Origin of the sequence: Streptomyces sp. NPDC093064 (genome assembly GCF_044754605.1) — a bacterium.
Lineage (GTDB): Bacteria > Actinomycetota > Actinomycetes > Streptomycetales > Streptomycetaceae > Streptomyces.
This window is the reverse complement of the sequence record NZ_JBIVPK010000001.1, coordinates 545,054-566,385: the sequence shown is the minus strand read 5'-3', so window position 1 is coordinate 566,385 and position 21,332 is coordinate 545,054. Positions and strand designations below refer to the sequence as shown.

The 21,332-nt window shown below is 70.8% G+C and carries 19 protein-coding genes and 1 riboswitch; of the genes, 11 read left to right on the top strand and 8 right to left on the bottom strand.

What is annotated here, in order from left to right; all coding sequences use genetic code 11:
* Positions 1–98 precede the first annotated feature (98 nt).
* Positions 99–1,505 (bottom strand): family 2B encapsulin nanocompartment shell protein, encoded by a 1,407-nt coding sequence (locus ACIQFZ_RS02530; RefSeq protein ID WP_402690422.1) that lies wholly within the window; start codon positions 1,503–1,505, stop codon positions 99–101.
* A 222-nt stretch (positions 1,506–1,727) separates the two neighbouring features.
* On the opposite strand from ACIQFZ_RS02530, the gene ACIQFZ_RS02525 reads away from it, so the two are divergent.
* Entirely contained in the window at positions 1,728–2,645 is a 918-nt protein-coding gene (locus tag ACIQFZ_RS02525) for a pyridoxal-phosphate dependent enzyme (protein ID WP_365434143.1), read from the top strand.
* Positions 2,646–2,880: 235 nt separating this feature from the next.
* Here the strand turns inward: ACIQFZ_RS02525 and ACIQFZ_RS02520 are convergent, their stop codons facing one another.
* Positions 2,881–4,476 (bottom strand): Na+/H+ antiporter, encoded by a 1,596-nt coding sequence (locus ACIQFZ_RS02520; RefSeq protein ID WP_365434140.1) that lies wholly within the window; start codon positions 4,474–4,476, stop codon positions 2,881–2,883.
* Positions 4,477–4,553: 77 nt separating this feature from the next.
* Between ACIQFZ_RS02520 and ACIQFZ_RS02515 the strand changes: the two genes are divergently transcribed.
* From ACIQFZ_RS02515 to ACIQFZ_RS02505, 3 genes are all read left to right on the top strand, one after another.
* A complete protein-coding gene (locus tag ACIQFZ_RS02515; protein WP_365434137.1) occupies positions 4,554–4,814 on the top strand; it encodes a UBP-type zinc finger domain-containing protein in 261 nt (86 codons plus the stop codon).
* Between the two features lie 250 nt (positions 4,815–5,064).
* Positions 5,065–5,481, top strand: coding sequence for an anti-sigma regulatory factor (locus ACIQFZ_RS02510; protein ID WP_361414517.1), 417 nt, complete (start codon positions 5,065–5,067; stop codon positions 5,479–5,481).
* Positions 5,478–6,626 (top strand): RNA polymerase sigma factor SigF, encoded by a 1,149-nt coding sequence (locus ACIQFZ_RS02505; RefSeq protein ID WP_402690421.1) that lies wholly within the window; start codon positions 5,478–5,480, stop codon positions 6,624–6,626. Before ACIQFZ_RS02510 ends, ACIQFZ_RS02505 begins: the two co-directional genes overlap by 4 nt.
* A 59-nt stretch (positions 6,627–6,685) precedes the next feature.
* Here ACIQFZ_RS02505 and ACIQFZ_RS02500 read toward each other — a convergent pair whose 3' ends face one another.
* Positions 6,686–7,162 carry a hypothetical protein gene (locus ACIQFZ_RS02500; RefSeq protein ID WP_365431470.1) on the bottom strand — a complete coding sequence of 159 codons (477 nt, stop codon included), beginning with the start codon at positions 7,160–7,162 and terminating at the stop codon, positions 6,686–6,688.
* 116 nt (positions 7,163–7,278) lie between these two features.
* Here ACIQFZ_RS02500 and ACIQFZ_RS02495 point away from each other — a divergent pair, with 116 nt between their 5' ends.
* Both ACIQFZ_RS02495 and ACIQFZ_RS02490 read left to right on the top strand, forming a co-directional pair.
* On the top strand, positions 7,279–8,247 hold the full coding sequence (locus ACIQFZ_RS02495; RefSeq protein ID WP_383057052.1) for a diacylglycerol/lipid kinase family protein: 969 nt from the start codon (positions 7,279–7,281) through the stop codon (positions 8,245–8,247).
* A 316-nt stretch (positions 8,248–8,563) separates the two neighbouring features.
* Positions 8,564–8,821, top strand: a complete 258-nt coding sequence (locus tag ACIQFZ_RS02490; protein WP_016639615.1) for a WhiB family transcriptional regulator — start codon at positions 8,564–8,566, stop codon at positions 8,819–8,821.
* A gap of 183 nt (positions 8,822–9,004) precedes the next feature.
* On the opposite strand, the gene ACIQFZ_RS02485 is transcribed toward ACIQFZ_RS02490, so the two are convergent.
* Complete coding sequence (locus tag ACIQFZ_RS02485; RefSeq protein WP_383057103.1) at positions 9,005–10,471, bottom strand: sensor histidine kinase; 1,467 nt, start codon at positions 10,469–10,471, stop codon at positions 9,005–9,007.
* A gap of 699 nt (positions 10,472–11,170) precedes the next feature.
* On the opposite strand from ACIQFZ_RS02485, the gene nagB reads away from it, so the two are divergent.
* Entirely contained in the window at positions 11,171–11,956 is a 786-nt protein-coding gene (gene nagB, locus ACIQFZ_RS02480; protein ID WP_383057050.1) for a glucosamine-6-phosphate deaminase, read from the top strand.
* Positions 11,957–12,535: 579 nt separating this feature from the next.
* On the opposite strand, the gene ACIQFZ_RS02475 is transcribed toward nagB, so the two are convergent.
* From ACIQFZ_RS02475 to ACIQFZ_RS02460, 4 genes are all read right to left on the bottom strand, one after another.
* Entirely contained in the window at positions 12,536–14,026 is a 1,491-nt protein-coding gene (locus ACIQFZ_RS02475; protein WP_402690420.1) for a glycoside hydrolase family 3 protein, read from the bottom strand.
* Between the two features lie 9 nt (positions 14,027–14,035).
* Positions 14,036–14,866 (bottom strand): carbohydrate ABC transporter permease, encoded by an 831-nt coding sequence (locus ACIQFZ_RS02470; protein WP_365435650.1) that lies wholly within the window; start codon positions 14,864–14,866, stop codon positions 14,036–14,038.
* Positions 14,863–15,849 (bottom strand): carbohydrate ABC transporter permease, encoded by a 987-nt coding sequence (locus tag ACIQFZ_RS02465; protein WP_383057048.1) that lies wholly within the window; start codon positions 15,847–15,849, stop codon positions 14,863–14,865. Before ACIQFZ_RS02465 ends, ACIQFZ_RS02470 begins: the two co-directional genes overlap by 4 nt.
* 112 nt (positions 15,850–15,961) lie before the next feature.
* On the bottom strand, positions 15,962–17,245 hold the full coding sequence (locus ACIQFZ_RS02460; RefSeq protein ID WP_402690419.1) for an extracellular solute-binding protein: 1,284 nt from the start codon (positions 17,243–17,245) through the stop codon (positions 15,962–15,964).
* 464 nt (positions 17,246–17,709) lie between these two features.
* Here ACIQFZ_RS02460 and ACIQFZ_RS02455 point away from each other — a divergent pair, with 464 nt between their 5' ends.
* The 4 genes from ACIQFZ_RS02455 to ACIQFZ_RS02440 all read left to right on the top strand — a co-directional run bounded on the left by ACIQFZ_RS02455 (position 17,710) and on the right by ACIQFZ_RS02440 (position 21,099).
* Complete coding sequence (locus ACIQFZ_RS02455; protein ID WP_141358515.1) at positions 17,710–18,474, top strand: GntR family transcriptional regulator; 765 nt, start codon at positions 17,710–17,712, stop codon at positions 18,472–18,474.
* Between the two features lie 143 nt (positions 18,475–18,617).
* Complete coding sequence (locus tag ACIQFZ_RS02450) at positions 18,618–18,908, top strand: DUF3311 domain-containing protein (protein WP_365773935.1); 291 nt, start codon at positions 18,618–18,620, stop codon at positions 18,906–18,908.
* Positions 18,905–20,515, top strand: coding sequence for a monocarboxylate uptake permease MctP (mctP, locus tag ACIQFZ_RS02445; RefSeq protein WP_365416690.1), 1,611 nt, complete (start codon positions 18,905–18,907; stop codon positions 20,513–20,515). The genes ACIQFZ_RS02450 and mctP overlap by 4 nt, the downstream gene beginning before the upstream one ends.
* 77 nt (positions 20,516–20,592) lie before the next feature.
* A complete protein-coding gene (locus tag ACIQFZ_RS02440; protein ID WP_383057046.1) occupies positions 20,593–21,099 on the top strand; it encodes a GNAT family N-acetyltransferase in 507 nt (168 codons plus the stop codon).
* A gap of 45 nt (positions 21,100–21,144) precedes the next feature.
* Positions 21,145–21,299: riboswitch (cobalamin riboswitch) on the top strand.
* The last annotated feature ends 33 nt before the right edge of the window (positions 21,300–21,332 follow it).

The following is a 21,332-nucleotide window of genomic DNA, read 5'->3' as shown; positions in this document are numbered from 1 at the left end:
GACCGCGGACGGCGGCGTTTCCGCAGCCGGAACTGGGCGCGTACCCCCCGGGTGTACCCGGCCCGGCGGGCCGGGACACCGGGAGCCGGCGCGCGTGATCAGCGCCAACGGCCGACCTCGATGTTCTCCAGGACGCCCAGCGCGTCAGGCACCAGCACCGCCGCCGAGTAGTAGGCCGTCACCAGGTACTTGATGACCGCCTGCTCGTTGATGCCCATGAACCGCACGGACAGGCTCGGCTCGATCTCGTCGGGGATGCCCTTCGCGCGCAGCCCGATGACACCCTGGTCGTCCTCGCCGGTCCGCAGGGCGATGATCGAGCTGGTCCGCGCCTCGGTGACCGGGATCTTGTTGCACGGGAAGATCGGCACACCGCGCCAGGTGGGGATGCGGTTTCCCCCCATGTCGATGGTCTCCGGAACCAGGCCCCGCTTGTTCAGCTCGCGACCGAACGCGGCGATCGCGCGCGGATGGGCGAGGAACAGCTTGGTGCCGCGCCGCCGGCTGAGCAGCTCGTCCATGTCGTCGGGGCTCGGCACGCCGTCGTGCGGGTGGATCCGCTGGTCGTACTCGCAGTTGTGGAGCAGGCCGAAGTCGCGGTTGTTGATCAGCTCGTGCTCCTGGCGCTCCTTCAACGCCTCGACGGTCAGCCGGAGTTGCTGCTCCGTCTGGTTCATCGGCTGGTTGTAGAGGTCGGCCACGCGCGAGTGCATGCGCAGAACGGTCTGCGCGATGCTCAGTTCGTACTCGCGGGGGCTGGCCTCGTAGTCGACGAAGGTGTGCGGGATGTCCGGCTCACCGCTGTGTCCGGCGGCGAGTTCGACCGCCTTCTCCCCGTACTTGTTGGCGCCCTGCTCGGGGATCGAGACCTGCTGCCGGAGGTGGGTGCGCAGTGATTCGGCGCGGTCGGCGACCTGTTCGAAGTCGTGGCGGGACAGCACGAGGACGGTGCACGCGGTGTCCGCGCGGGCCGTGTACTCCCAGATGGCGTCCGGGTCGAGGAGCGACTGCTCACCGAAGTACGCGCCGTTGGCGAGGACGCCGAGGACCTGGTCGTCGCCGTAGGGGCCGGTGCCGACCTTCTGGACCCTGCCGTGCGCCAGCAGGTACACCTCCTCGGTCTGGCTGCCGAAGGAGGCGATCACCTGGCCCGCCTCGATCTCACGCTGGCGGCAGCGCCGGGCCAGCTCCGAGAGCACGTCGTCGTCCTCATAGCCCCGCAGCGCCGGCAGTTCGCCGAGTTCGGCCGGGATGACCTCGACGCGGTCGCCGGTCTTCACGAAGGTGATGCGGCCGTCGCCGACGGCGTAGGTGAGCCGCCGGTTCACCCGGTACGTGCCGCCCTGCACGTCGACCCAGGGCAGCATGCGCAGCAGCCAGCGTGAGCTGATCTCCTGCATCTGGGGAACGGACTTGGTGGTGGTGGCCAGGTTCCGCGCGGCCGCGGTGCCGAGGCTCTGCTGCGGCCGGTCCTGCTCCGTGCGGACCTCTTCGCCTACCGACATAGAGAATTGCCTTCCCGCTCATGCCCGGCACGCTCGGCGCCGTGCATCGATTTGCGTGCGCCAGCCTTCCATCACGGAGCGTGGTCGTGCTATTACCCGAAAGAGCGGGAATGGATCACCGTCGCCCCGGGCAGAAATGGCGGTTCCCCCTTCCGTGACCAGCGGATTCGCGGCAGCTCGGCGGCCGTGCCACCGTCCGGGCCGGGCGGGGACAATGGCCGGGTGACCAGCTCCGCCGCCCCCGGCCTCGCCGCGCTGTCCCCCCGGCTGCCCTCGCCCCTCCAGGAGGTCGCCGACGACCGCTTCTCCCGTCACGGCCTGCGGCTGCTCCTCAAGCGCGACGACCTGATCCACCCGGAGCTGACCGGCAACAAGTGGCGCAAACTCGCCCCGAACCTGCGGGCCGCGGCCGGCCGGACGGTCGTGACCTTCGGCGGCGCCTACTCCAACCACCTGCGTGCGACGGCCGCCGCGGGCCGTCTGCTGGGCCTGCCGACGGTCGGCGTGGTCCGCGGCCAGGAGCTGGCCGGGCGCCCGCTGAACCCCTCCTTGGCGCGTTGCGTGGCGGACGGGATGCGGCTGCACTTCGCCGACCGGTCGACGTACCGCCGCAAGGCCGAGCCCGAGACGCTGGCGGCCCTGCTGCGCGCCGCGGACGCCGAGGAGGCCCATGTGGTCCCCGAGGGCGGCAGCAACGCCCTGGCGGTACGCGGCTGCCGGGCCCTGGGCGAGGAGCTGGGCGAGCAGGCGGACGTCGTCGCCCTGGCCTGCGGCACCGGCGGCACCCTGGCCGGCCTGGCCGCCGGGCTCGCGCCCGGCCGGCGCGCCCTGGGCATACCGGTCCTCAGGGGCGGCTTCCTGGCGGCGGACATCGAGGCCCTCCAGGAGCGGGCCTTCGGCGCCCGGCGCGGCACGTGGTCGCTCGACGAGCGCTTCCACTGCGGCGGCTACGCCCGTGTCCCGGCCGGACTCGACGCCTTCGCGGAGGACTTCACCGCCCGGCACGGAGTCCCCGTCGAGCGCCTCTACGTCGCGAAGCTGCTGTACGGCCTGGTCACCCTGGCCGGCGAGGGCGCCTTCCCGCGCGGGACGACGATCGCCGCGGTCGTCACAGGGAGGCCCTTCCCGGCGCCCGCCTGAGCCGCCCGTCGACCGGACGCTGCTACCCGGCCGTCATACCCGCACCCGTCCGAACCACCCCGCCATCACGGTCGCACCCGCACCCGCCTGAGCCGCCCGGGCCCCTCCCGCCCCGACCCGGCACCTGGACGTCACGACGCGGCCTCCGGGAGGCCCCGCCCGGCCCCTCACCACACCACCCGGCCCGGCACCCGGACGCCCCCCACTCGGCCCCTCAAAGGCCCCGCCCGGTCGCTCACGCCGCCTCCCGGTAGGCGGCCGCCTCCTCCAGGTCCAGCCTGCGCAGCAGGGTGCGCAGCATCTCGTCGTCGATGTAGCGGCCGTCCCGCAGGCGTACGAAGACCGCGCGCTCGGCACTGATCACGTCCCGGGACAGCCGGCGGTAGGTGTCGTCGACCGACTCGCCGGTGACCGGGTTGACCTGGCCGAGCCGCTCCCAGACGGAGTTGCGGCGGCGCTCCAGGACCGCGCGGAGCCGGTCGGCGAGCGGCGGGGGCAGGGCGTTGCGCTCGTCGGCCAGGAGTTCGTCCAGGCGCCGCTCGGCGGCCAGGGAGGCCTGCGCCTGCGCGTTCGCCTCGGCCAGGGTCTCCGCCCGTACGTCGCGGCCGGGGAACTTCAGCACGCGGATCAGCGGCGGCAGCGTCAGTCCCTGCACCACCAGGGTCCCGATGACCGTCGTGAAGGTCAGGAAGAGCAGCAGGTTGCGCTTCGGGAAGGGCGCGCCGTCGTGCAGCGTGACCGGGATCGAGAAGGCGATGGCCAGGGACACCACGCCTCGCATCCCGGCCCACGCGGTGACCATCGCGCCCCTCCAGGTGGGGTTCTCCTCGCGCTCCCGGACACGCCGGGACAGCAGCCGGGGCAGGAACGCCGCCGGGTACACCCACACGAACCGGGTGGCGACGACCACCAGGAAGACGGCGACCGCGTACCAGGCGGCCTCGGGCCCGGAGTACGCCCCGAGGCCCTTGAGGACCACCGGCAGCTGAAGTCCGATGAGGGCGAACACCGACGACTCCAGGACGAACGCCACCATCCGCCACACCGCGTCCTCCTGGAGCCGGGTGGCGAAGTCGACCTCCCACGCGCGGTGGCCGAGGTAGAGGGCGACGGTGACGACGGCCAGGACGCCGGAGGCGTGCACCTGCTCGGCGACGCCGTAGGCGACGAACGGGATCAGTAGAGAGAGCGTGTTCTGCAGCAGCGCCTCCTTCAGGTGGGTGCGCAGCCAGTGCAGCGGCGCCATCAGCACCAGCCCGATTCCGACGCCGCCGATCGCCGCGATCAGGAACTCGCTCACGCCGCCCGCCCAGGTCGCGCCCTCGCCGACCGCTGCGGCCAGCGCCACCCGGTAGGCGGTGATCGCGGTGGCGTCGTTGAGCAGGGACTCGCCCTGGAGGATCGTGGTGATCCGCGAGGGCAGCCCGACCCGGCGGGCCACCGCCGTCGCCGCGACCGCGTCCGGCGGCGCCACCACCGCGCCCAGCACCAGCGCCGCGGTCAGCGGCAGTCCCGGCACCAGCAGGTACACGGCCCAGCCGACCACGAAGGTCGCGAACAGCACGTACCCGACGGAGAGCAGCGCCACGGGCCGCAGCTGCGCGCGCAGGTCGAGGTAGGAGCTGTCGATGGCGGAGGTGTACAGCAGCGGCGGCAGCAGCAGGGGCAGGACCACGCCCGGGTCGAGGGCGTAGGCGGGGACGCCGGGGACGTAGGCGACCGCCAGTCCGACCGCGACCAGCAGCAGGGGCGCCGGTACGGGGGTGCGCCGGGCGGCCCCGGCCACCGCGGCACTGCCCGCCACCAGGAACAGCAGCGGCACTACGTCCATGGTCCTCGCCCACCCATCGTTCGTCGCCCGTCCGCTTTCCGCGCGGTCACCCGCACGCCCGTCGTAATCTGGCAATCATGAAACAGTGCACGCACGCCGGCACGCTGCCGCATCCGGAGCCCGAGCCCGAGAGCGACACGTGTCCGGAGTGCCTGGCGGACGGCACGCATCCGGTGCAGTTGCGGCTGTGCCTGTCCTGTGGCCACGTCGGATGCTGCGACTCCTCGCCGGGACAGCATGCGACCAAGCACCACAAGGACACCGGACACCCGGTGATGCGGACCTTCGAGCCCGGCGAGGACTGGCGCTGGTGCTTCGTGGACCACGTGCTGGTGTGACCGGAATCGGGGACGGTTCGACCGTCTGACGTGTGGGTACGTCAACCCGGCGCCCGCCGTTCCCATTTGGGCCCGCAGAACCTCTAGCCACGGAGCGTATGCGTAGCTTTACTATGAGTGACAGCAAGGGGTTGGGGCTCCGGGACAGAAAGGCCGGGCGCGCGGTAGCGTCACCGCTGAACCATGTATCGCGTTGTCCCGGGGGGATGCCCCCGGCCCTGAGAGAGCTTGTACCACCTTGGAGGTGAGGGTGTCCCAGATCGCAGGCGAGCCCGTGGCGAACCAGGACTTCGTGGAGGTCCGGCTGCCGGCTGCGGGTGCCTACCTGTCGGTGCTGCGGACGGCCACGGCCGGTCTCGCGGCCCGTTTGGACTTCACCCTCGACGAGATCGAGGACCTGCGCATCGCGGTGGACGAGGCCTGCGCGATCCTGCTCCAGCAGGCCGTGCCCGGCTCGGTGCTCAGTTGTGTCTTCCGGCTGGTCGACGACTCGCTCGAGGTCACCGTCTCGGCCCCGACGACGGACGGTCACGCGCCTTCGCGGGACACGTTCGCCTGGACCGTCCTGTCCGCCCTCGCGGGCAAGGTCTCCTCCGCCGTGGACGACGACAAGACCGTGTCGATCAGCCTCTACAAACAGCGCGGCGCGGGACCCGGGCCGGCGTGAGGAACGGGGACGGGCCGGTGCGGGACGAAGAGCGCGGCACACGGGAGATGCCGGCCGAGGGCGGGACTCCCGCCCGCGCGGACGGGGCCGGAGCCCCGGGCGGGGCCGCCCGGGGCGGTCCGGCCGCGGCCCGGCGCGCGGCGGACGGTATCGACGGCATCCCCGAGCAGGCCAGGCCCCACCCGGAGGACGAGGCGCTGGTCGCCGGCCACGGCGGTCCTCCCCCTCACGGGGACTCCCCCTGTTCGAGCGAAGGCGAGAACGGCGAGGGCTCGGGGAAGGAGGCGAGGGCTCGGGGAAGGGCAGCGGGCGGGACGATGAGCGAGCACGAGCGAGACTCCGAGGCCGGGTCGCGGGCCGCACCGATCGTGCACAACGCGCGACACGACCCTCACGACCGCAGTGGCGCGCGTGCCATGTTCGTCGAACTGCGCTCCCTGAAGGAGGGCAGCGCGCAGTACGCCGAGCTGCGCAACCAGCTGGTCCGCATGCACCTGCCGCTCGTCGAGCACCTTGCGCGCCGCTTCCGCAACCGCGGCGAGCCGCTGGACGACCTCACGCAGGTCGCCACCATCGGCCTGATCAAGTCGGTCGACCGCTTCGACCCGGACCGCGGCGTGGAGTTCTCCACGTATGCGACTCCGACGGTCGTCGGCGAGATCAAGCGGCACTTCCGGGACAAGGGCTGGGCGGTGCGTGTGCCGCGCCGGCTCCAGGAGCTGCGCCTGGCGCTGACCACCGCGACGGCCGAGCTGTCCCAGCTGCACGGCCGCTCCCCGACGGTGCACGAGCTCGCCGAGAAGCTCGCCATCTCCGAGGAGGAGGTCCTGGAGGGCCTGGAGTCGGCCAACGCCTACTCCACGCTGTCGCTGGACGTGCCCGACACGGACGACGAGTCCCCGGCGGTCGCGGACACCCTGGGCGCAGAGGACGAGGCGCTGGAGGGCGTGGAGTACCGGGAGTCACTGAAGCCGCTGCTGGAGGATCTCCCGCCGCGCGAGAAGCGGATCCTGCTGCTGCGCTTCTTCGGCAACATGACCCAGTCGCAGATCGCGCAGGAGGTCGGCATCTCGCAGATGCACGTCTCCCGGCTGCTGGCCCGCACACTGGCCCAGCTGCGGGAGAAGCTGCTGGTGGAGGAGTAGCGGAAAGGCCGCGAGGGCCACGGGGACCGGGACGGCCGGGGCGGAGGCCGGCCGCGGGGCTATCGCTGCCCGGTCTCCCCGGCCCGGCCCGGGCCCTTGATGCCGAGGGCCTGCGTCGTCTCAGGGTTCACGAGCAACACCAGCGACGCCACGGCCACCACGGCGAGCACGATGCCGGCCGGGATGGCCACACCGTCGGCCCGCAGCAGTGTGTAGGCGACGGGCAGCGCCATGATCTGCGTGATGACCGCCGGTCCCCGGCTCCAGCTGCGGCGCAGCAGCAGTCCGCGGGCGGCGAGCAGCGGCAGCAGCGCGAGCACGAGCACCGTGATGCCCCCGGTGACGCCGGTCTGCCGGTCGCCCTCGTGGCCGCTGATGCCCGCGACGAGCATCCAGATCCCGCCGGCCACCAGCACGAGCCCTTCCAGGGCGGCCAGCGCCGCCGCGTACGTCAGCCGCCGCGGGCGCGGCCCCGCTGTGTCCGCGGCGTCCGGGGCGTCCGTGGTCCTGGGGGTGGGGTTGCGGTCACTGCTCACCCCAGCAGCGTAGCCCTCGCGGCACGGACCACCGTGTGCAGGCTCACGTCCCGATCTCTTACCCAGTCCCTACCTCGGGGTGGGGCGGGTACTGTCCGGTAGGTACGCTGCACCTCATGCGTGCACTACTCGTGGTCAATCCAGCGGCAACCACCACAAGCGCACGTACGCGCGACGTCCTGATCCACGCGCTCGCCAGCGAGATGAAGCTGGACGCGGTCACCACCCAGTACCGCGGCCACGCCCGCGACCTCGGCCGGCAGGCCGCGGACAGCGACGACATCGACCTGATCGTGGCCCTCGGCGGCGACGGCACGGTCAACGAGGTCGTCAACGGCCTGCTGCACCGCGGCCCGGATCCCCAGCGCCTGCCGCACCTGGCGGTGGTGCCCGGCGGTTCCACCAACGTCTTCGCCCGCGCCCTGGGCCTGCCCAACGACGCCGTGGAGGCCACCGGCGCGATCCTGGACGCCCTGCGCCGGGGCGGCGAGCGCACGGTCGGCCTGGGGCTGGCCTCGGGCACGCCCGGCACCGACGACGCGGCGGTGCCGGAGCGCTGGTTCACCTTCAACGCCGGGCTCGGCTTCGACGCCGGTGTGGTCGGCCGCGTGGAGCAGCAGCGCGAGCGCGGCAAGAAGTCCACGCACGCCCTGTACGTACGGCAGGTGGTCCGCCAGTTCCTCGGGGAGCAGAGCCGCCGGCACGGGACGATCACCCTGGAGCGGCCCGGGGAGGACCCGCTCACCGAGCTGGTGGTGGCGATAGTCTCGAACACCTCGCCGTGGACGTATCTCGGCAATCGCCCGATGTACACGTCGCCTAAGTCCTCGTTCGATACCGGGCTCGACGTGCTCGGTCTCAGCCGTCTGTCCACCGCCGCGGTTGCCCGGTATGGCACCCAGTTGCTCACTTCGTCCCCCGACCGCGGCCCCCATGGCAGGCATGCGGCCTCCCTGCACGATCTGAGCCGCTTCACCTTGCATTCGAAGGTGCCGCTCCCCCTCCAGATGGACGGTGACCACCTGGGGCTGCGTAGAAGCGTGACGTTCACAGGCGTACGCCGTGCACTGCGTGTGATTGTGTGAGTAGAAGGGCCCAAAGTCCTTTCACTCGAACGTTTAGGCCAGGATCCACCCCATGGAAGTACGGCTGTGACCTAGTCGACACCGAGGAATCAAAAAAAACTTTCCGGAAGGGGTTGTATCCGCCGCTGAGGTTTGCGAGTCTCTACGTGGCGATCGGGACGGCCCACCACACGGGCCCCAGAGATCACCGGAACCCCTCTCCAAATCACAGGACCACGCCAGGGAACCTGGCAGTCGGCCCTTCCCTTGTTGAGGGATTCGTGAAAGCGTTCACATTCACAAGCAACAGCACGTCACACCAAGAGAGGTAGCAGCCATGGACTGGCGTCACAACGCCGTTTGCCGCGAGGAAGACCCCGAGCTGTTCTTCCCCATCGGCAACACCGGTCCTGCGCTGCTGCAGATCGAGGAAGCCAAGGCCGTCTGCCGTCGCTGCCCGGTTATGGAGCAGTGCCTGCAGTGGGCGCTCGAGTCCGGTCAGGACTCCGGCGTCTGGGGTGGTCTCAGCGAGGACGAGCGCCGCGCGATGAAGCGCCGCGCCGCCCGCAACCGGGCTCGTCAGGCCTCCGCCTGACCACAGCCACCCCGCTGACAGCCTGAGCTTGGCGGCGCGTACAGCGAGTACGCATCTCCCGCCCCCGAGCCGCAGCGCGCAGTACCCCCGATGCGCACACAAGCCGCAACGAGCGACTGGCCTCGGACCGATTTCGGTCCGAGGCTCTTTGCTGTGCGGGGTCCGATGCTGTTGCCGTGCGGGCTACTTGTGCGCTTGCACGGGAATGTCGAGGACCACCCGGGTGCCACGCTCCGGGGCCGGCACCATGTCGAAGGTGCCGCCCAACTCCCCCTCGACCAGGGTCCGTACGATCTGGAGGCCGAGGTTGCCGGAATTGTGCGGGTCGAAGCCGTCAGGCAGACCCACGCCGTCGTCCTGGACGGTGACGAGCAGTCGGGCCTCGCGCGAGGTGCCGCCGCGGACCGCGGAGACCTCCACCGTCCCCGTCTCGCCCTCGCCGAAGCCGTGTTCCAGGGCGTTCTGCAGAACCTCGGTCAGCACCATCGACAGCGGGGTGGCGACCTCGGCGTCCAGGATCCCGAAGCGGCCGCTGCGCCGCCCGGTCACCTTGCCCGGCGAGATCTCGGCGACCATCGCCAGCACCCGGTCGGCGATCTCGTCGAACTCCACGCGCTCGTCCAGGTTCTGGGACAGCGTCTCGTGCACGATGGCGATCGACCCGACCCGGCGGACCGCCTCCTCCAGGGCCTCCCGGCCACGTTCGGACTCGATGCGCCGAGCCTGGAGCCTGAGCAGGGCCGCCACCGTCTGGAGGTTGTTCTTGACCCGGTGGTGGATCTCCCGGATCGTCGCGTCCTTGGTGATCAACTCCCGCTCGCGTCGGCGCAGTTCGGTCACGTCCCGGAGCAGCACCAGCGAACCTATGCGGGTGCCCTTGGGCTTGAGCGGGATCGCCCGGAACTGGATCACCCCGTCGTGGGCCTCGATCTCGAACTCCCGGGGCGCCCAGCCGCTGGCCAGCTTCACCAGCGCCTCGTCCACCGGGGCCCGGGAGGGGGCGAGTTCGGCGGTGGCTTCGCCCAGGTGGTGGCCGACGAGGTCGGCGGCGAGGCCGAGGCGGTGGTAGGCGGAGAGCGCGTTGGGCGAGGCGTACTGGACGATGCCGTCCGCGTCCAGCCGGATCAGGCCGTCGCCGACGCGCGGCGAGGCGTCCATGTCGACCTGCTGGTCCGGGAAGGGGAAGGAACCGGCCGCGATCATCTGCGCCAGGTCCGAGGCGCTCTGCAGATACGTCAGCTCCAGCCGGCTCGGGGTGCGCACGGTCAGCAGGTTGGTGTTGCGCGCGATGACGCCGAGGACGCGCCCCTCCCGCCGCACCGGGATGGACTCGACGCGGACCGGGACCTCCTCGCGCCACTCAGGGTCGCCCTCCCGCACGATCCGGCCCTCGTCGAGCGCGGCGTCCAGCATCGGGCGGCGGCCGCGCGGGACGAGGTGGCCGACCATGTCGTTCTGGTAGGAGGTGGGTCCGGTGTTGGGCCGCATCTGGGCGACCGAGACGTACCGGGTGCCATCCAGGGTGGGGACCCACAGGACCAGGTCGGCGAAGGAGAGGTCGGAGAGCAGCTGCCACTCCGAGACCAGCATGTGCAGCCACTCGAGATCGGAGTCGTCGAGCGCGGTGTGCTGGCGTACGAGTTCGTTCATGGAGGGCACGTCTGCGAGCGTACCCGCGTGTTTGTACGGTCCTGAAATAGGCGGAGGCGGCGGGCCCCGGAGACACCCGCGGGCCGCGGCGCCTGAGAGGGACCCTCAACCCTCCCGGCACCGCAGCCCGGAGCAGCATCGGCCGCGGGCGTGCGGTCCCGGTCGGCCGAAGGATGAGGAACCGGGGCAGTCAGGGCAGAGAGCTCCGGATCCTCGGTCCGCCTTCCTGTGCGGGGAAGACGGAGGCTCGTGCGTTCACCTGTCGTGCGCGGCCGGTGCCGCGCGCGTGCGCTCTTCGAGACGCCTCACAGCATTCTGGACTAGACCACTTGCCCTGTCCATGTCCGGGACGGCGGTTGTTGTGTTTTCTTCACCGAACGACCGGTCGGGACGGAGCCGGGCCGGCCTGCCGACCGGATCTCCCGGCACGCTCCCCGCAGCCTAGCCCGCCCGGCTCGGCGGCGGGGCCGGATGGCGCGGTGGATTTCCGTGAGCGCCTCGACTTCCCCGGCTCACACCGTGTAACGCCGGTCGCGATCCGCCCCGGGCGGCCGTCCCCACCGCCTCGGGCACGCGGGCGGAGGAGCACGGCGCGGACGGGCCCGACTCTGTTAGATTGGGCTTGGATTGGTCTAAACCACACGACCCCCGTTGTCGGGTCCGTCCCCTTCAGATCCTCCTCAGATCGGCAGGCCCAGCGTGGAAGTTGTCATCGTTCCGGATGCCAGAGCGGGCGGCGAACTCATCGCCGAGGCGATGGCGCGGCTGCTCCGGCGCAAGCCCGACGCCCTGCTCGGCGTAGCCACGGGCTCCACTCCCCTGCCCGTGTACGAGGCGCTGGCGGCCAAGGTGCGCTCCGGCGCCGCGGACATCTCGCGGGCGCGGATCGCCCAGCTCGACGAGTACGTGGGGCTGCCCGCCGACCACCCCGAGTCCTACCGCTCGGTGCTGCGCCGGGAGGTGCTGGAGCCCCTCGGCATCGGGATGGACGCCTTCCTCGGGCCCGACGGCACCGCCGAGGACGTCCTGTCGGCCTGCTCGGCCTACGACCGTGCCCTGGCCGAGGCCGGCGGTGTCGACCTGCAACTGCTCGGGATCGGGACCGACGGGCACATCGGGTTCAACGAGCCGTGCTCGTCGCTCGCCTCGCGCACCCGGATCAAGACCCTGACCGAGCAGACCCGCGTCGACAACGCACGCTTCTTCGACGGCGATGTCGACCAGGTGCCGCACCACGTCATCACGCAGGGCATCGGGACGATCCTGGAGGCGCGGCACCTGGTGCTGCTGGCCACGGGCGAGGGCAAGGCGGACGCGGTCGCGGCGACCGTCGAGGGCCCGCTGGCCGCCGTCTGCCCCGCCTCGGCCCTTCAGCTCCACCCGCACGCGACGGTCGTCGTCGACGAGGCCGCCGCGTCCAAGCTGAAGCTCGCCGACTACTTCCGCCATGCGTACACCAACAAGCCTGACTGGCAGGGCATCTAGCCACTCGCATGGTTCTGGGCACGCAGACGCCGGCCACCCCGCAGGGGGCGGCCGGCGTCGCCGAGTCGACAGCCGTAAGGCTTGGCCGGGGCGGCCTCACACGCATGGTGCCGCCACGGCGGCGGGCGTGGCGGGGTCACAACCGCGGCGGCGGGCAGTCCCGAGGCGGCAGCGCCGGGCGAGCGTCCCGCCGGCTGGACGCCGACCGGGGCCGGCGCCGCCCCGCCCCCATCTCGCCACGGAAGCCCGAGCCGACGCGCCAGGGTCGGCCGGGAGGAATCCCGGGGCGGGTCGGCCGGCACGGCTGGCTCCCGGGCCTGCGGATGGCCTCGCGGAACGGGTCCCAGGCGTCGACTGCCCAGGTCAGCCGGAAGGGAACACCTCACCGCTCCCGGCCCAGCGGGCCACCTCACCGGCCCGGTCCCGGGCCGCCACCGTCCACGTCGCCAGGGAGAAACACCTCCCCACTCCTGGCCCACCGGAGCGCCGCTGTCTGCTGTGTGTCACCGGTGGTGCGCCGGGAGGTCACGGACCCGGGCGGTCGAGTGGCCGGCGGCGGTGTGGGCGCCGGCAGGCGGTTCACTCGCCGGTGATGGCCTCCGCCGCCGCTCGGCCGCAGACGCGGGCCGCGCCGTGGGTGGCGATGTGGAGGGCGCCTCGTGGGGGCGCCTGGGGGACGCCCATCTCGACGATCACCGTGTCCGGGCGGGCCGCGAGCAGGGTGTCCAGGGCGGCCGCCATCCAGGGGTGGCGGTGCTCGTCGCGGACGACGGCCACCACCCGCCGGGTGCCGGCCTCCTCAAGGGCCGCGCGGCCCGCGTCCTCGCCGGCGAAGCTGCCCGTCCGGGTGCCCGGCAGGAGGCGGCAGAGCTCGGCGGCCACGCCCCACGGGGTCTCGTCGCCGACGGCGATGTTGGCGACGGGGGTGAGGGCGGCGACATAGGGCGGATCCGTGAGCGGGGTGAAGCCCTCCGCGGCGGTGACGCGCAGCGCTCGCCGGGCCGCCCGCAGCCCGACCACCGGGTCGGCGTCGCCGCGCGTCCCGGCAGGGCCCGCGGCCGCGGCGGTCCAGCGGGCGAGGGCGCGGACCCGGTCGGCCGCGTCCGCCAGCCGCTCCTCGGGCAGTTCGCCGGAGCGGACCGCGGCGACCAGGGCGTCGCGCAGACCGGTCACGGTCTCCTGGTCGGCCAGTCCGCCGCCCACGCAGATCGCGTCGGCCCCGGCGGCGATGGCCAGGACGCTGCCGCGCCGGATGCCGTAGTTGTCCGCGATGGCCCGCATCTCCATACCGTCGGTGACGATCAGGCCCTCGTAGCCGAGTTCGCCGCGCAGGAGGTCGGTCAGCACCCGGCGGGACAACGTTGCCGGAAGGTCGGGGTCCAGGGCCGGCACCAGGATGTGGGCGCTCATCACGGCCTTGCTGCCGGCGGCGATCGCCGCGCGGAACGGGGCCAGCTCGCGTTCCTGGAGCACCTCGGCGCCCACGTCGATGCGGGGCATCGCGTGGTGGGAGTCCACGGCGGTGTCGCCGTGCCCGGGGAAGTGCTTGGTGCAGGCGGCGACCCCCGCGGACTGGAGGCCGGTGACGTAGGCGGCGGTGTGCCGGGCGACCAGGTCGGTGGCGGCACCGAAGGACCGTACGCCGATGACCGGATTGCCGGGGTTGGAGTTGACGTCCGCGGAGGGCGCCCAGTTGAAGTTCACTCCGCACTCGGCCAGCCGCCTGCCGAGTTCGCGCGCGACGGCCTGGGTCAGTTCCACGTCGTCCACCGCGCCCAGCGCGTGGTTGCCGGGGAAGCTGGAGCCGGTGCGCACCTCCAGACGGGTGACGTCGCCGCCCTCCTCGTCGATGGCGACCAGGACGTCCTCGCGTTCGGCGCGCAACTGGGCGGTGAGGGCGGCCAGCTGTTCGGGCGAGGCGATGTTCCGGCCGAACAGGCCGACCGAGGACAGGCCCTCGCCGAGGCGCCGGAGCAGCCAGTCGGGGGCCGTGGTCCCGGTGAAGCCGGGCTGGAGGACGGTCAGCGCGTCGCGGGTGAGTGTGTCGGTGCCGCTGGCGATTGTCGTCATCGGGTGGCGTTATCCCTTCACGGCGCCCGCGGTCAGGCCGCTGACGGCCTTCCGCTGGAGGTAGACGAAGAGGACCAGGATCGGGACGGCGAAGAGGGAGGAGGCGGCCATGGTCGCGCCCCAGTCGTCGCCGAACTGGGTCTGGAAGCTGGACAGCCACAGCGGCAGCGTCTTGGCCTCGATGTCCTTGTTCAGCACCAGCACGAGGGCGAACTCGTTCCAGGCGGTGATGAAGCCGAACAGTGAGGTGGCCATCAGGCCCGGGGCGAGCAGCGGCAGGATGACCCGGCGGAAGGCCGTCATACGGGAGCAGCCGTCCACCATGGCCGCCTCCTCCAGTTCCTTGGGCACGGCGGCGACGAAGCCGCGCAGCGTCAGGATGGTGAAGGGCAGGATCATCATCGTGTAGAAGAGCGTCAGCGGCACGAGGCTGTTCAGCATCGACGCGTCCCGCACGATCATGTAGATGGCGATGATCATGACTTCCCAGGGCGCCATCTGGGCCAGCATGAAGCCGATGACGAAGCCGCGCCGCCCCTTGAACCGCATCCGCGCCAGGGCGAAGGAGCCGGCCAGCGCGATGATCAGCGAGAAGACGACGGCGAGGACCGTGACGGTCACCGAGTTGGTGACGTACGTCCAGAAGTGGTCGACCTGCGTCGCCGTCTTGAAGTGTTCGAAGGTGAAGTCGACCGGGAACCAGACCGGGTCCTCGGAGATGATGTCGCCGGTCGGCTTGAACGCCGTGGAGAACATCCAGTACACGGGGAAGACGAAGCCGATGAACAGGACGACGGCCGTGGCGTTGGGCCACAGGCGGCCGAAGAGCGAGCGCTTCACAGCTCGTCCTCCTCTTGCTTGAGCACGATCCTGAGGTAGTAGGCGGTCAGGCCGAGCAGGATCAGGATGGTCAGGACGGCGATCGCCGCACCCATGCCGTAGTGCTGGTTGCCGATGCCCTCGACGTAGGCGTAGACGGGCAGGATCTCGGTGAGCCGGTCCGGGCCGCCGGTGTTGATGAGAAGGACCTGTGCGAACGCCTTGAAGACCCAGATGATCTCCAGGAAGGTCGTCGCGTAGAGGAAGGGCCGCAGATACGGCAGGGTGACCGTGGTGAAGCTCCGCCAGGCACCGGCGCCGTCGAGAGAGGCCGCCTCGTACAGCTCGACGGGGATGGTGGTGGTCGCCGCGTACAGGTTGATCGCGACGAACGGGATGGACCCCCACACGATCAGCGCGGTGATGACGAAGAACGTCGACATCTGGCTGCTGGTCCAGCTGTAGTCGGCCATCGAGTGCCAGCCGAGCTTGTCCAGCAACCAGTTGACGACGCCGAAGCGCTGGGCGAACAGCCACTGGTAGACGGTGCTGGCCGCCACGATGGGCATGGCCCAGGCCAGCACCAGGCCGATCAGCAGCGTGAACCGCATGCGCTTGCCGAGGCGGGCGAGCAGCAGGCCGATCAGCGTGCCCAGGACCATGATCAGGGCGACGTTGACGGCCGTGAACAGGACCGATCGGAGCGTGACCCGCCAGAAGTCCTCGCTGGTGAGGGTTTCCTTGTAGTTGTCGATGCCGTTCCACTCGGTGACGTGCTGGATCAGCTGCGTCATGTTGAGGTTCTGGAACGACAGCAGGAAGTCCTTCAGCAGCGGCCAGCCGAGCAGCAGCACGGTGGCCGCGCAGGCGGGCAGCAGCAACAGATAGGGGGCGAACCCGCCGCTGCGCGAGGCGGCTCGCGGTATCGGACCGCCGGGTGCCCGGCCGTCCGCCCTACGGGCGTCCACCGGGCCTGAGGGCGGCCGTTCGGTCTGCACGGTCATGCTCGCGATCTCTCTTCTCGGCCGAGGGGCCCTAGGTACGTCGACCCACGTACAGGTGCCGGGGCGGGGCGGCCGTCCGTGGTACGGCCACTCCGCCCCGGCTCACCCGGTGCTACTGCTTCTGCGCCAGACGCTTGTTGAACTCGCCCTCGACCTGCTTGGCGGCCTCGGCCGGGGACTTTCCGTTCAGCACGGCGGTCATGTAGGCCTTGACCGGGTTCGGCTCGTTCTCCACTGCGGCCCACTCCGGGATCAGCGGCGTGGTGCCACCGCCCGCGGCGGCCGGGGCGGCGGCCTCGGCGACGGCGTTGCCCTGGAGGTTGCTCTGCAGCGCCTCCTTGTTCGGGATGACGCCGTTCTCCTTGGCCAGCTGGCCCTCGTACTGGTCGGAGAGGGCGACCTTCAGGAACTCCCTGGCGAGCTCCTGCTTCTTGCTGCCCGCGGCGACGGCGAGGTTGGAGCCGCCGAGGAAAACGCCCTCGGGCTTGTCGGCCGCGGCGCCCGGGATGGTGAAGTAGCCGATCTCCTTCTCGATCTTCGGGTTGGCCTTGATCGCGATACCGGCCTCCCAGCCCATGCCGATGAAGGCGCCGACCTTGCCCTTGGCGAAGACCTCGCCCTGCTGCGGGTGGGCCTCGTCCTTGTCCTTGGGCGCCTTGGACAGGGCCTGGAACTTCTTGTAGGTCTCCATGGCGGCGGCGACCTTCGGGTCGGCCAGGTTGGAGACGTACTTGTCGCCGTCCTTCTTCACCAGCTCGCCGCCCTCGCCGATCACCAGGCCGACGAAGTGGTACCAGTTCTGGCCGGGCAGGTAGATCGGTTCGGCGCCGGTCTTGTCACCGACCTTCTTGAGGTCGGCGTAGAACTCGTCGCGGGTCTTGGGGGTGTCCTTGACGCCGGCGTCGGCCCAGAGCTTCTTGTTGTAGAGGACGACGCGGTTGGCGAAGTACCACGGTGCCGCGTACTGCTTGCCGTCGAAGACGGACGAGTTGTTGAGGGAATCGGTCCAGTCGCCGCCGATCGAGGACTTCAGGTCCGCGAGGTCGGCGAGGCCGCCGGTCTTGGCGTAGGCCGGGGTCTGGGTGTTGCCGATCTCGAAGACGTCCGGCGGGTTCTCCTCGGACAGGGCGGTGGTCAGCTTCTGCTGGATGCCGTCCCACTGCTGGATCTCGAACTTGACCTTCGCCTTGGTCTTGGCCTCGAAGGCCGCGGCGACGTCCTTCTGCCACTGGTCCGGGGAGGAGCCGTCCATCACCCACACGGTGAGGGTCTGGCCGGCGTAGCCGTCCTTGCCGGTCTTGGCCTTGCCCCCGTTGTCGTCCTTGCCGCCCCCACACGCCGCGATGGAGACCATCATGCCCGCGATACCGATCGCGGCTACCAGCTTGCGCTTCACGCCACCCTCCTCAGGGATGCCACAAACCCCCCTGCCTCCCCGCGGTTGAGCGACATCCGAGCGTCGGCGCGTAACCGCCCGTGGGGCCGGGACCTGGACCAATGGTGTAGACCAGTACGGGGAGCTTGGCCCAGACCAATAGGGCTGTCAAGAGTGCACCGACCCGCTCACGTGGTCCGTTATGCGACCGCGATATGCAGGGACCTTTCATTGTTCGTCCGGCAAAATGGACGCCCACGTTCCACCGGACCAGTGGCGGCCGCACACGGCCCGCCGGCCGCCCTGGCCAGGTGGACCACCCGCCCTGGCCGGGGCGATGGACTAGACCAGCCGGAGTCGCAACGGTATACAGAGGAGATCACGGAGCGTACGGGTGGCCACCCGGCACGCGAAGCCGTGCCACGATGTGAGCCGGGGCCGACGGGACGTCGGCCGCTTCGGCACTGGAGCCGGGAAGGCGGAGCATGAGCACCGACGTCAGCAGTGCGGAGAACGAGGGTGGGGCGACCGTCCGTACCGCGCGCGTGCCCAAGTACTACCGCCTGAAGAAGCACCTGCTCGACATCACCCAGACGCTGCCGCCGGGCACTCCGGTCCCGCCGGAGCGGACCCTGGCGGCCGAGTTCGACACCTCGCGCACCACGGTGCGGCAGGCGCTCCAGGAACTCGTCGTCGAGGGCCGGCTGGAGCGCATCCAGGGCAAGGGCACCTTCGTGGCCAAGCCGAAGGTCTCCCAGGCGCTGCAACTGACCTCCTACACCGAGGACATGCGCGCCCAGGGCCTGGAGCCGACCTCGCAGCTGCTGGACATCGGCTACGTGACCGCCGACGACCGCCTGGCCGAGCTGCTCGACATCACCGCCGGTGGGCGCGTGCTGCGCATCGAGCGGCTGCGCATGGCCAACGGCGAGCCGATGGCCATCGAGACCACCCACCTGTCGGCCAAGCGCTTCCCGGCGCTGCGGCGCAGCCTGGTGAAGTACACCTCCCTCTACACCGCCCTAGCCGAGGTCTACGACGTCCATCTCGCCGAGGCCGAGGAGACCATCGAGACCTCGCTGGCCACTCCGCGCGAGGCGGGCCTGCTCGGCACCGACGTGGGCCTGCCGATGCTGCTGCTCTCCCGGCACTCCCTGGACCGGGAGGGCCGGCCGGTGGAGTGGGTGCGGTCGGTGTACCGCGGGGACCGCTACAAGTTCGTGGCACGTCTCAAGCGCCCGCAGGAGTAAGGGTCTTGTGACGGCGTAAGAATCTCGTGGCGGTCCGCGGCGTCATGCGCACGAGGGATTCCGCACGTGTGACACCGTGACCTAGATTGCCTGCGCACTGCACGGACGCTCGCCGGTGATCAGCTAGGGGACGGAGTCGCCACATGTCGAATGCCCCGGAAGCCACCAGAGCGGTGGTGACACCCTTACGGGTCGTCATCGCCCTCTGCCTCGTCGCCCCCTTCGTGGCGCTGCTGTGGGTGGGATCGTACGCGAAGACGGATCCGGTGTTCATAGGGATCCCGTTCTTCTACTGGTACCAGATGCTGTGGGTGGTCCTCTCCGCGGCCCTGACGATGACCGCGTACCGGCTGTGGCTGCGTGATCAGCGCGCCGCCCGGGCCTCGCAGGCCGCCCGGACCGCCACGGCCGAGGACGGGGGTGCGGTCAAGTGAAGGACGGTGTCAACGGCGTCGCGCTCGGCGTCTGCGTCTTCTTCTTCCTGCTCGTCACCGTCATGGGCTTCCTGGCCGCGCGCTGGCGCCGTGCCGAGAACGAGCACAGCCTGGACGAATGGGGCCTGGGCGGCCGGTCGTTCGGCACCTGGGTGACCTGGTTCCTGCTCGGCGGCGACCTGTACACCGCCTACACCTTCGTGGCCGTGCCGGCCGCCGTCTACGCCACGGGCGCGGCCGGCTTCTTCGCGGTGCCGTACACGATCCTGGTCTACCCGCTGATCTTCACGTTCCTGCCGCGGCTGTGGTCGGTGTCCCACCGGCACGGATACGTGACCACGTCGGACTTCGTCCGCGGCCGGTTCGGCTCCAAGAGCCTGTCGCTGGCGGTGGCGCTCACCGGCATCCTCGCGACCATGCCGTACATCGCGCTCCAACTGGTGGGGATCCAGGCCGTGCTTGACGTGATGGGCGTCGGCGGCGGCGACAGCACCCACTGGTTCGTGAAGGACCTGCCGCTGCTGATCGCCTTCGGTGTGCTGGCGGCGTACACCTACTCGTCGGGACTGCGCGCGCCCGCGCTGATCGCGTTCGTGAAGGACACCCTGATCTACATCGTGATCGCGGTGGCCATCATCTACATCCCGATCAAGCTGGGCGGCTTCGGCGAGGTGTTCGCCAAGGCGGACCAGAAGTTCAGCGAGTCGGGGACGGGCGGTCTGGTGCCGGCGGCGGCCGGCCAGTGGACGTACGCCACGCTGGCCCTGGGCTCCGCGCTCGCGCTGTTCATGTACCCGCACTCGATCACCGCGACCCTGTCCTCGCGCAGCCGCGAGGTGATCCGCCGCAACACCACGATCCTGCCGCTGTACTCGCTGATGCTGGGCCTGCTCGCCCTGCTGGGCTTCATGGCGATCGCGGCGGGCGTGCAGGTGAAGAACGGCCAGCTGGCCATTCCGCAGCTGTTCGAGACCATGTTCCCGGACTGGTTCGCGGGGGTGGCGTTCGCGGCGATCGCCATCGGCGCGCTGGTGCCGGCGGCCATCATGTCGATCGCCGCCGCGAACCTGTTCACCCGCAACATCTACAAGGACTTCCTCCGCCCGCACGCGACACCGAAGGAGGAGACCCGGGTCTCCAAGATCGTGTCGCTGCTGGTCAAGGTGGGCGCGCTGGTCTTCGTCCTGACCATGGACAAGACGGTCGCCATCAACTTCCAGCTGCTCGGCGGCATCTGGATCCTGCAGACCTTCCCGGCCCTGGTCGGCGGACTGTTCACCCGCTGGTTCCACCGCTGGGCGCTGCTGGCGGGCTGGGCGGTCGGCATGGTCTACGGCACGGTCGCCGCCTACGGGGTCGCCTCGCCGACGCAGAAGCACTTCGGCGGCTCGGCGAAGGAGATCCCGGGCATCGGCGAGATCGGCTACATCGGTCTGACGGCGTTCGTGCTCAACGCGGTCGTCGCGGTGGTCCTGACGTTCGTGCTGAGGGCGGTCAAGGCGCCTCAGGGCGTGGACGAGACCCGGCCGGAGGACTACACGGCGGACGCCGGCGACCCGGGCGTCGAGGTGGAGCTCCCGCCGGCCACGGCGGCGGCCCCGCACTGACACCCGGGAGGGGCATCCCACGGGCCGCCGGAGAAATCCGGCGGCCCGCTGCCGTGCCCGTGCGGCACACTCGGGCCATGGACATCGCGATCCGGCCGGTGGAACCCGGCGAGTACGGCACCCTCGGTGAGATCACCGCCCAGGCCTACCTCCGGGACGGGCTCCTCGACTTCGGTGAGAGCGACGGGTATCTCGACGAGCTGCGGGACGTGGCCAAGCGGGCGGTCGCGGCCGAGGTGCTGGTGGCGGTGGCGGACGGGACGGTGCTCGGCGGCGTGACCTTCGTCCCCGGCGCGGGCCCCATGGCCGACCTCGCCGGTCCCGGGGAGACCGAGATACGGATGCTCGCGGTCGCGCACACGGCGCGCGGCCGAGGCGTCGGCGAGGCCCTCGTACGGGCCTGCCTGGACCGGGCACGGGCCGTGGAGGGCTGTGTCCGCGTGGTGCTGTCCACCCAGGGCACGATGCACACCGCCCACCGCATCTACGAGCGTCTGGGCTTCGTCCGCACGCCGGGCCGGGACTGGAACCCCCTCCCGCACCTGGACGACATCATGCTGCTCACCTACGAGTTGACATTCTGACACGTTCCGGAGTCGACGCGGCACAACATATGGGGGTGCCCGACTCACTCAGCACAAGATGTATGCTCGTGCTCACTGTCGCCGCAGGGGAATCCGGTGCGAATCCGGAACTGTCCCGCAACGGTGTACTCGTGCACATATGCCCCCATGGGCCGCCACGAGCGTCAGTCCGAGGACCTGCCGACAGTGCGCCCGGCCGTCCGGTCCGGGTGCCCTGACGTCCGGGCCTCGTG

What these genes read in the sequence shown, in the direction of transcription:
- ACIQFZ_RS02515 (WP_365434137.1), top strand. Translation starts at nt 4,554, where the DNA reads ATGAAACAGTGCACGCACGCCGGCACGCTGCCGCATCCGGAGCCCGAG.
- ACIQFZ_RS02495 (WP_383057052.1), top strand. Translation starts at nt 7,279, where the DNA reads ATGCGTGCACTACTCGTGGTCAATCCAGCGGCAACCACCACAAGCGCA.
- ACIQFZ_RS02465 (WP_383057048.1), bottom strand. Translation starts at nt 15,849, where the DNA reads ATGACCGTGCAGACCGAACGGCCGCCCTCAGGCCCGGTGGACGCCCGT.
- ACIQFZ_RS02450 (WP_365773935.1), top strand. Translation starts at nt 18,618, where the DNA reads ATGTCGAATGCCCCGGAAGCCACCAGAGCGGTGGTGACACCCTTACGG.
- ACIQFZ_RS02490 (WP_016639615.1), top strand. Translation starts at nt 8,564, where the DNA reads ATGGACTGGCGTCACAACGCCGTTTGCCGCGAGGAAGACCCCGAGCTG.
- ACIQFZ_RS02530 (WP_402690422.1), bottom strand. Translation starts at nt 1,505, where the DNA reads ATGTCGGTAGGCGAAGAGGTCCGCACGGAGCAGGACCGGCCGCAGCAG.
- ACIQFZ_RS02440 (WP_383057046.1), top strand. Translation starts at nt 20,593, where the DNA reads ATGGACATCGCGATCCGGCCGGTGGAACCCGGCGAGTACGGCACCCTC.
- ACIQFZ_RS02520 (WP_365434140.1), bottom strand. Translation starts at nt 4,476, where the DNA reads ATGGACGTAGTGCCGCTGCTGTTCCTGGTGGCGGGCAGTGCCGCGGTG.
- ACIQFZ_RS02485 (WP_383057103.1), bottom strand. Translation starts at nt 10,471, where the DNA reads ATGAACGAACTCGTACGCCAGCACACCGCGCTCGACGACTCCGATCTC.
- ACIQFZ_RS02475 (WP_402690420.1), bottom strand. Translation starts at nt 14,026, where the DNA reads ATGACGACAATCGCCAGCGGCACCGACACACTCACCCGCGACGCGCTG.
- ACIQFZ_RS02455 (WP_141358515.1), top strand. Translation starts at nt 17,710, where the DNA reads ATGAGCACCGACGTCAGCAGTGCGGAGAACGAGGGTGGGGCGACCGTC.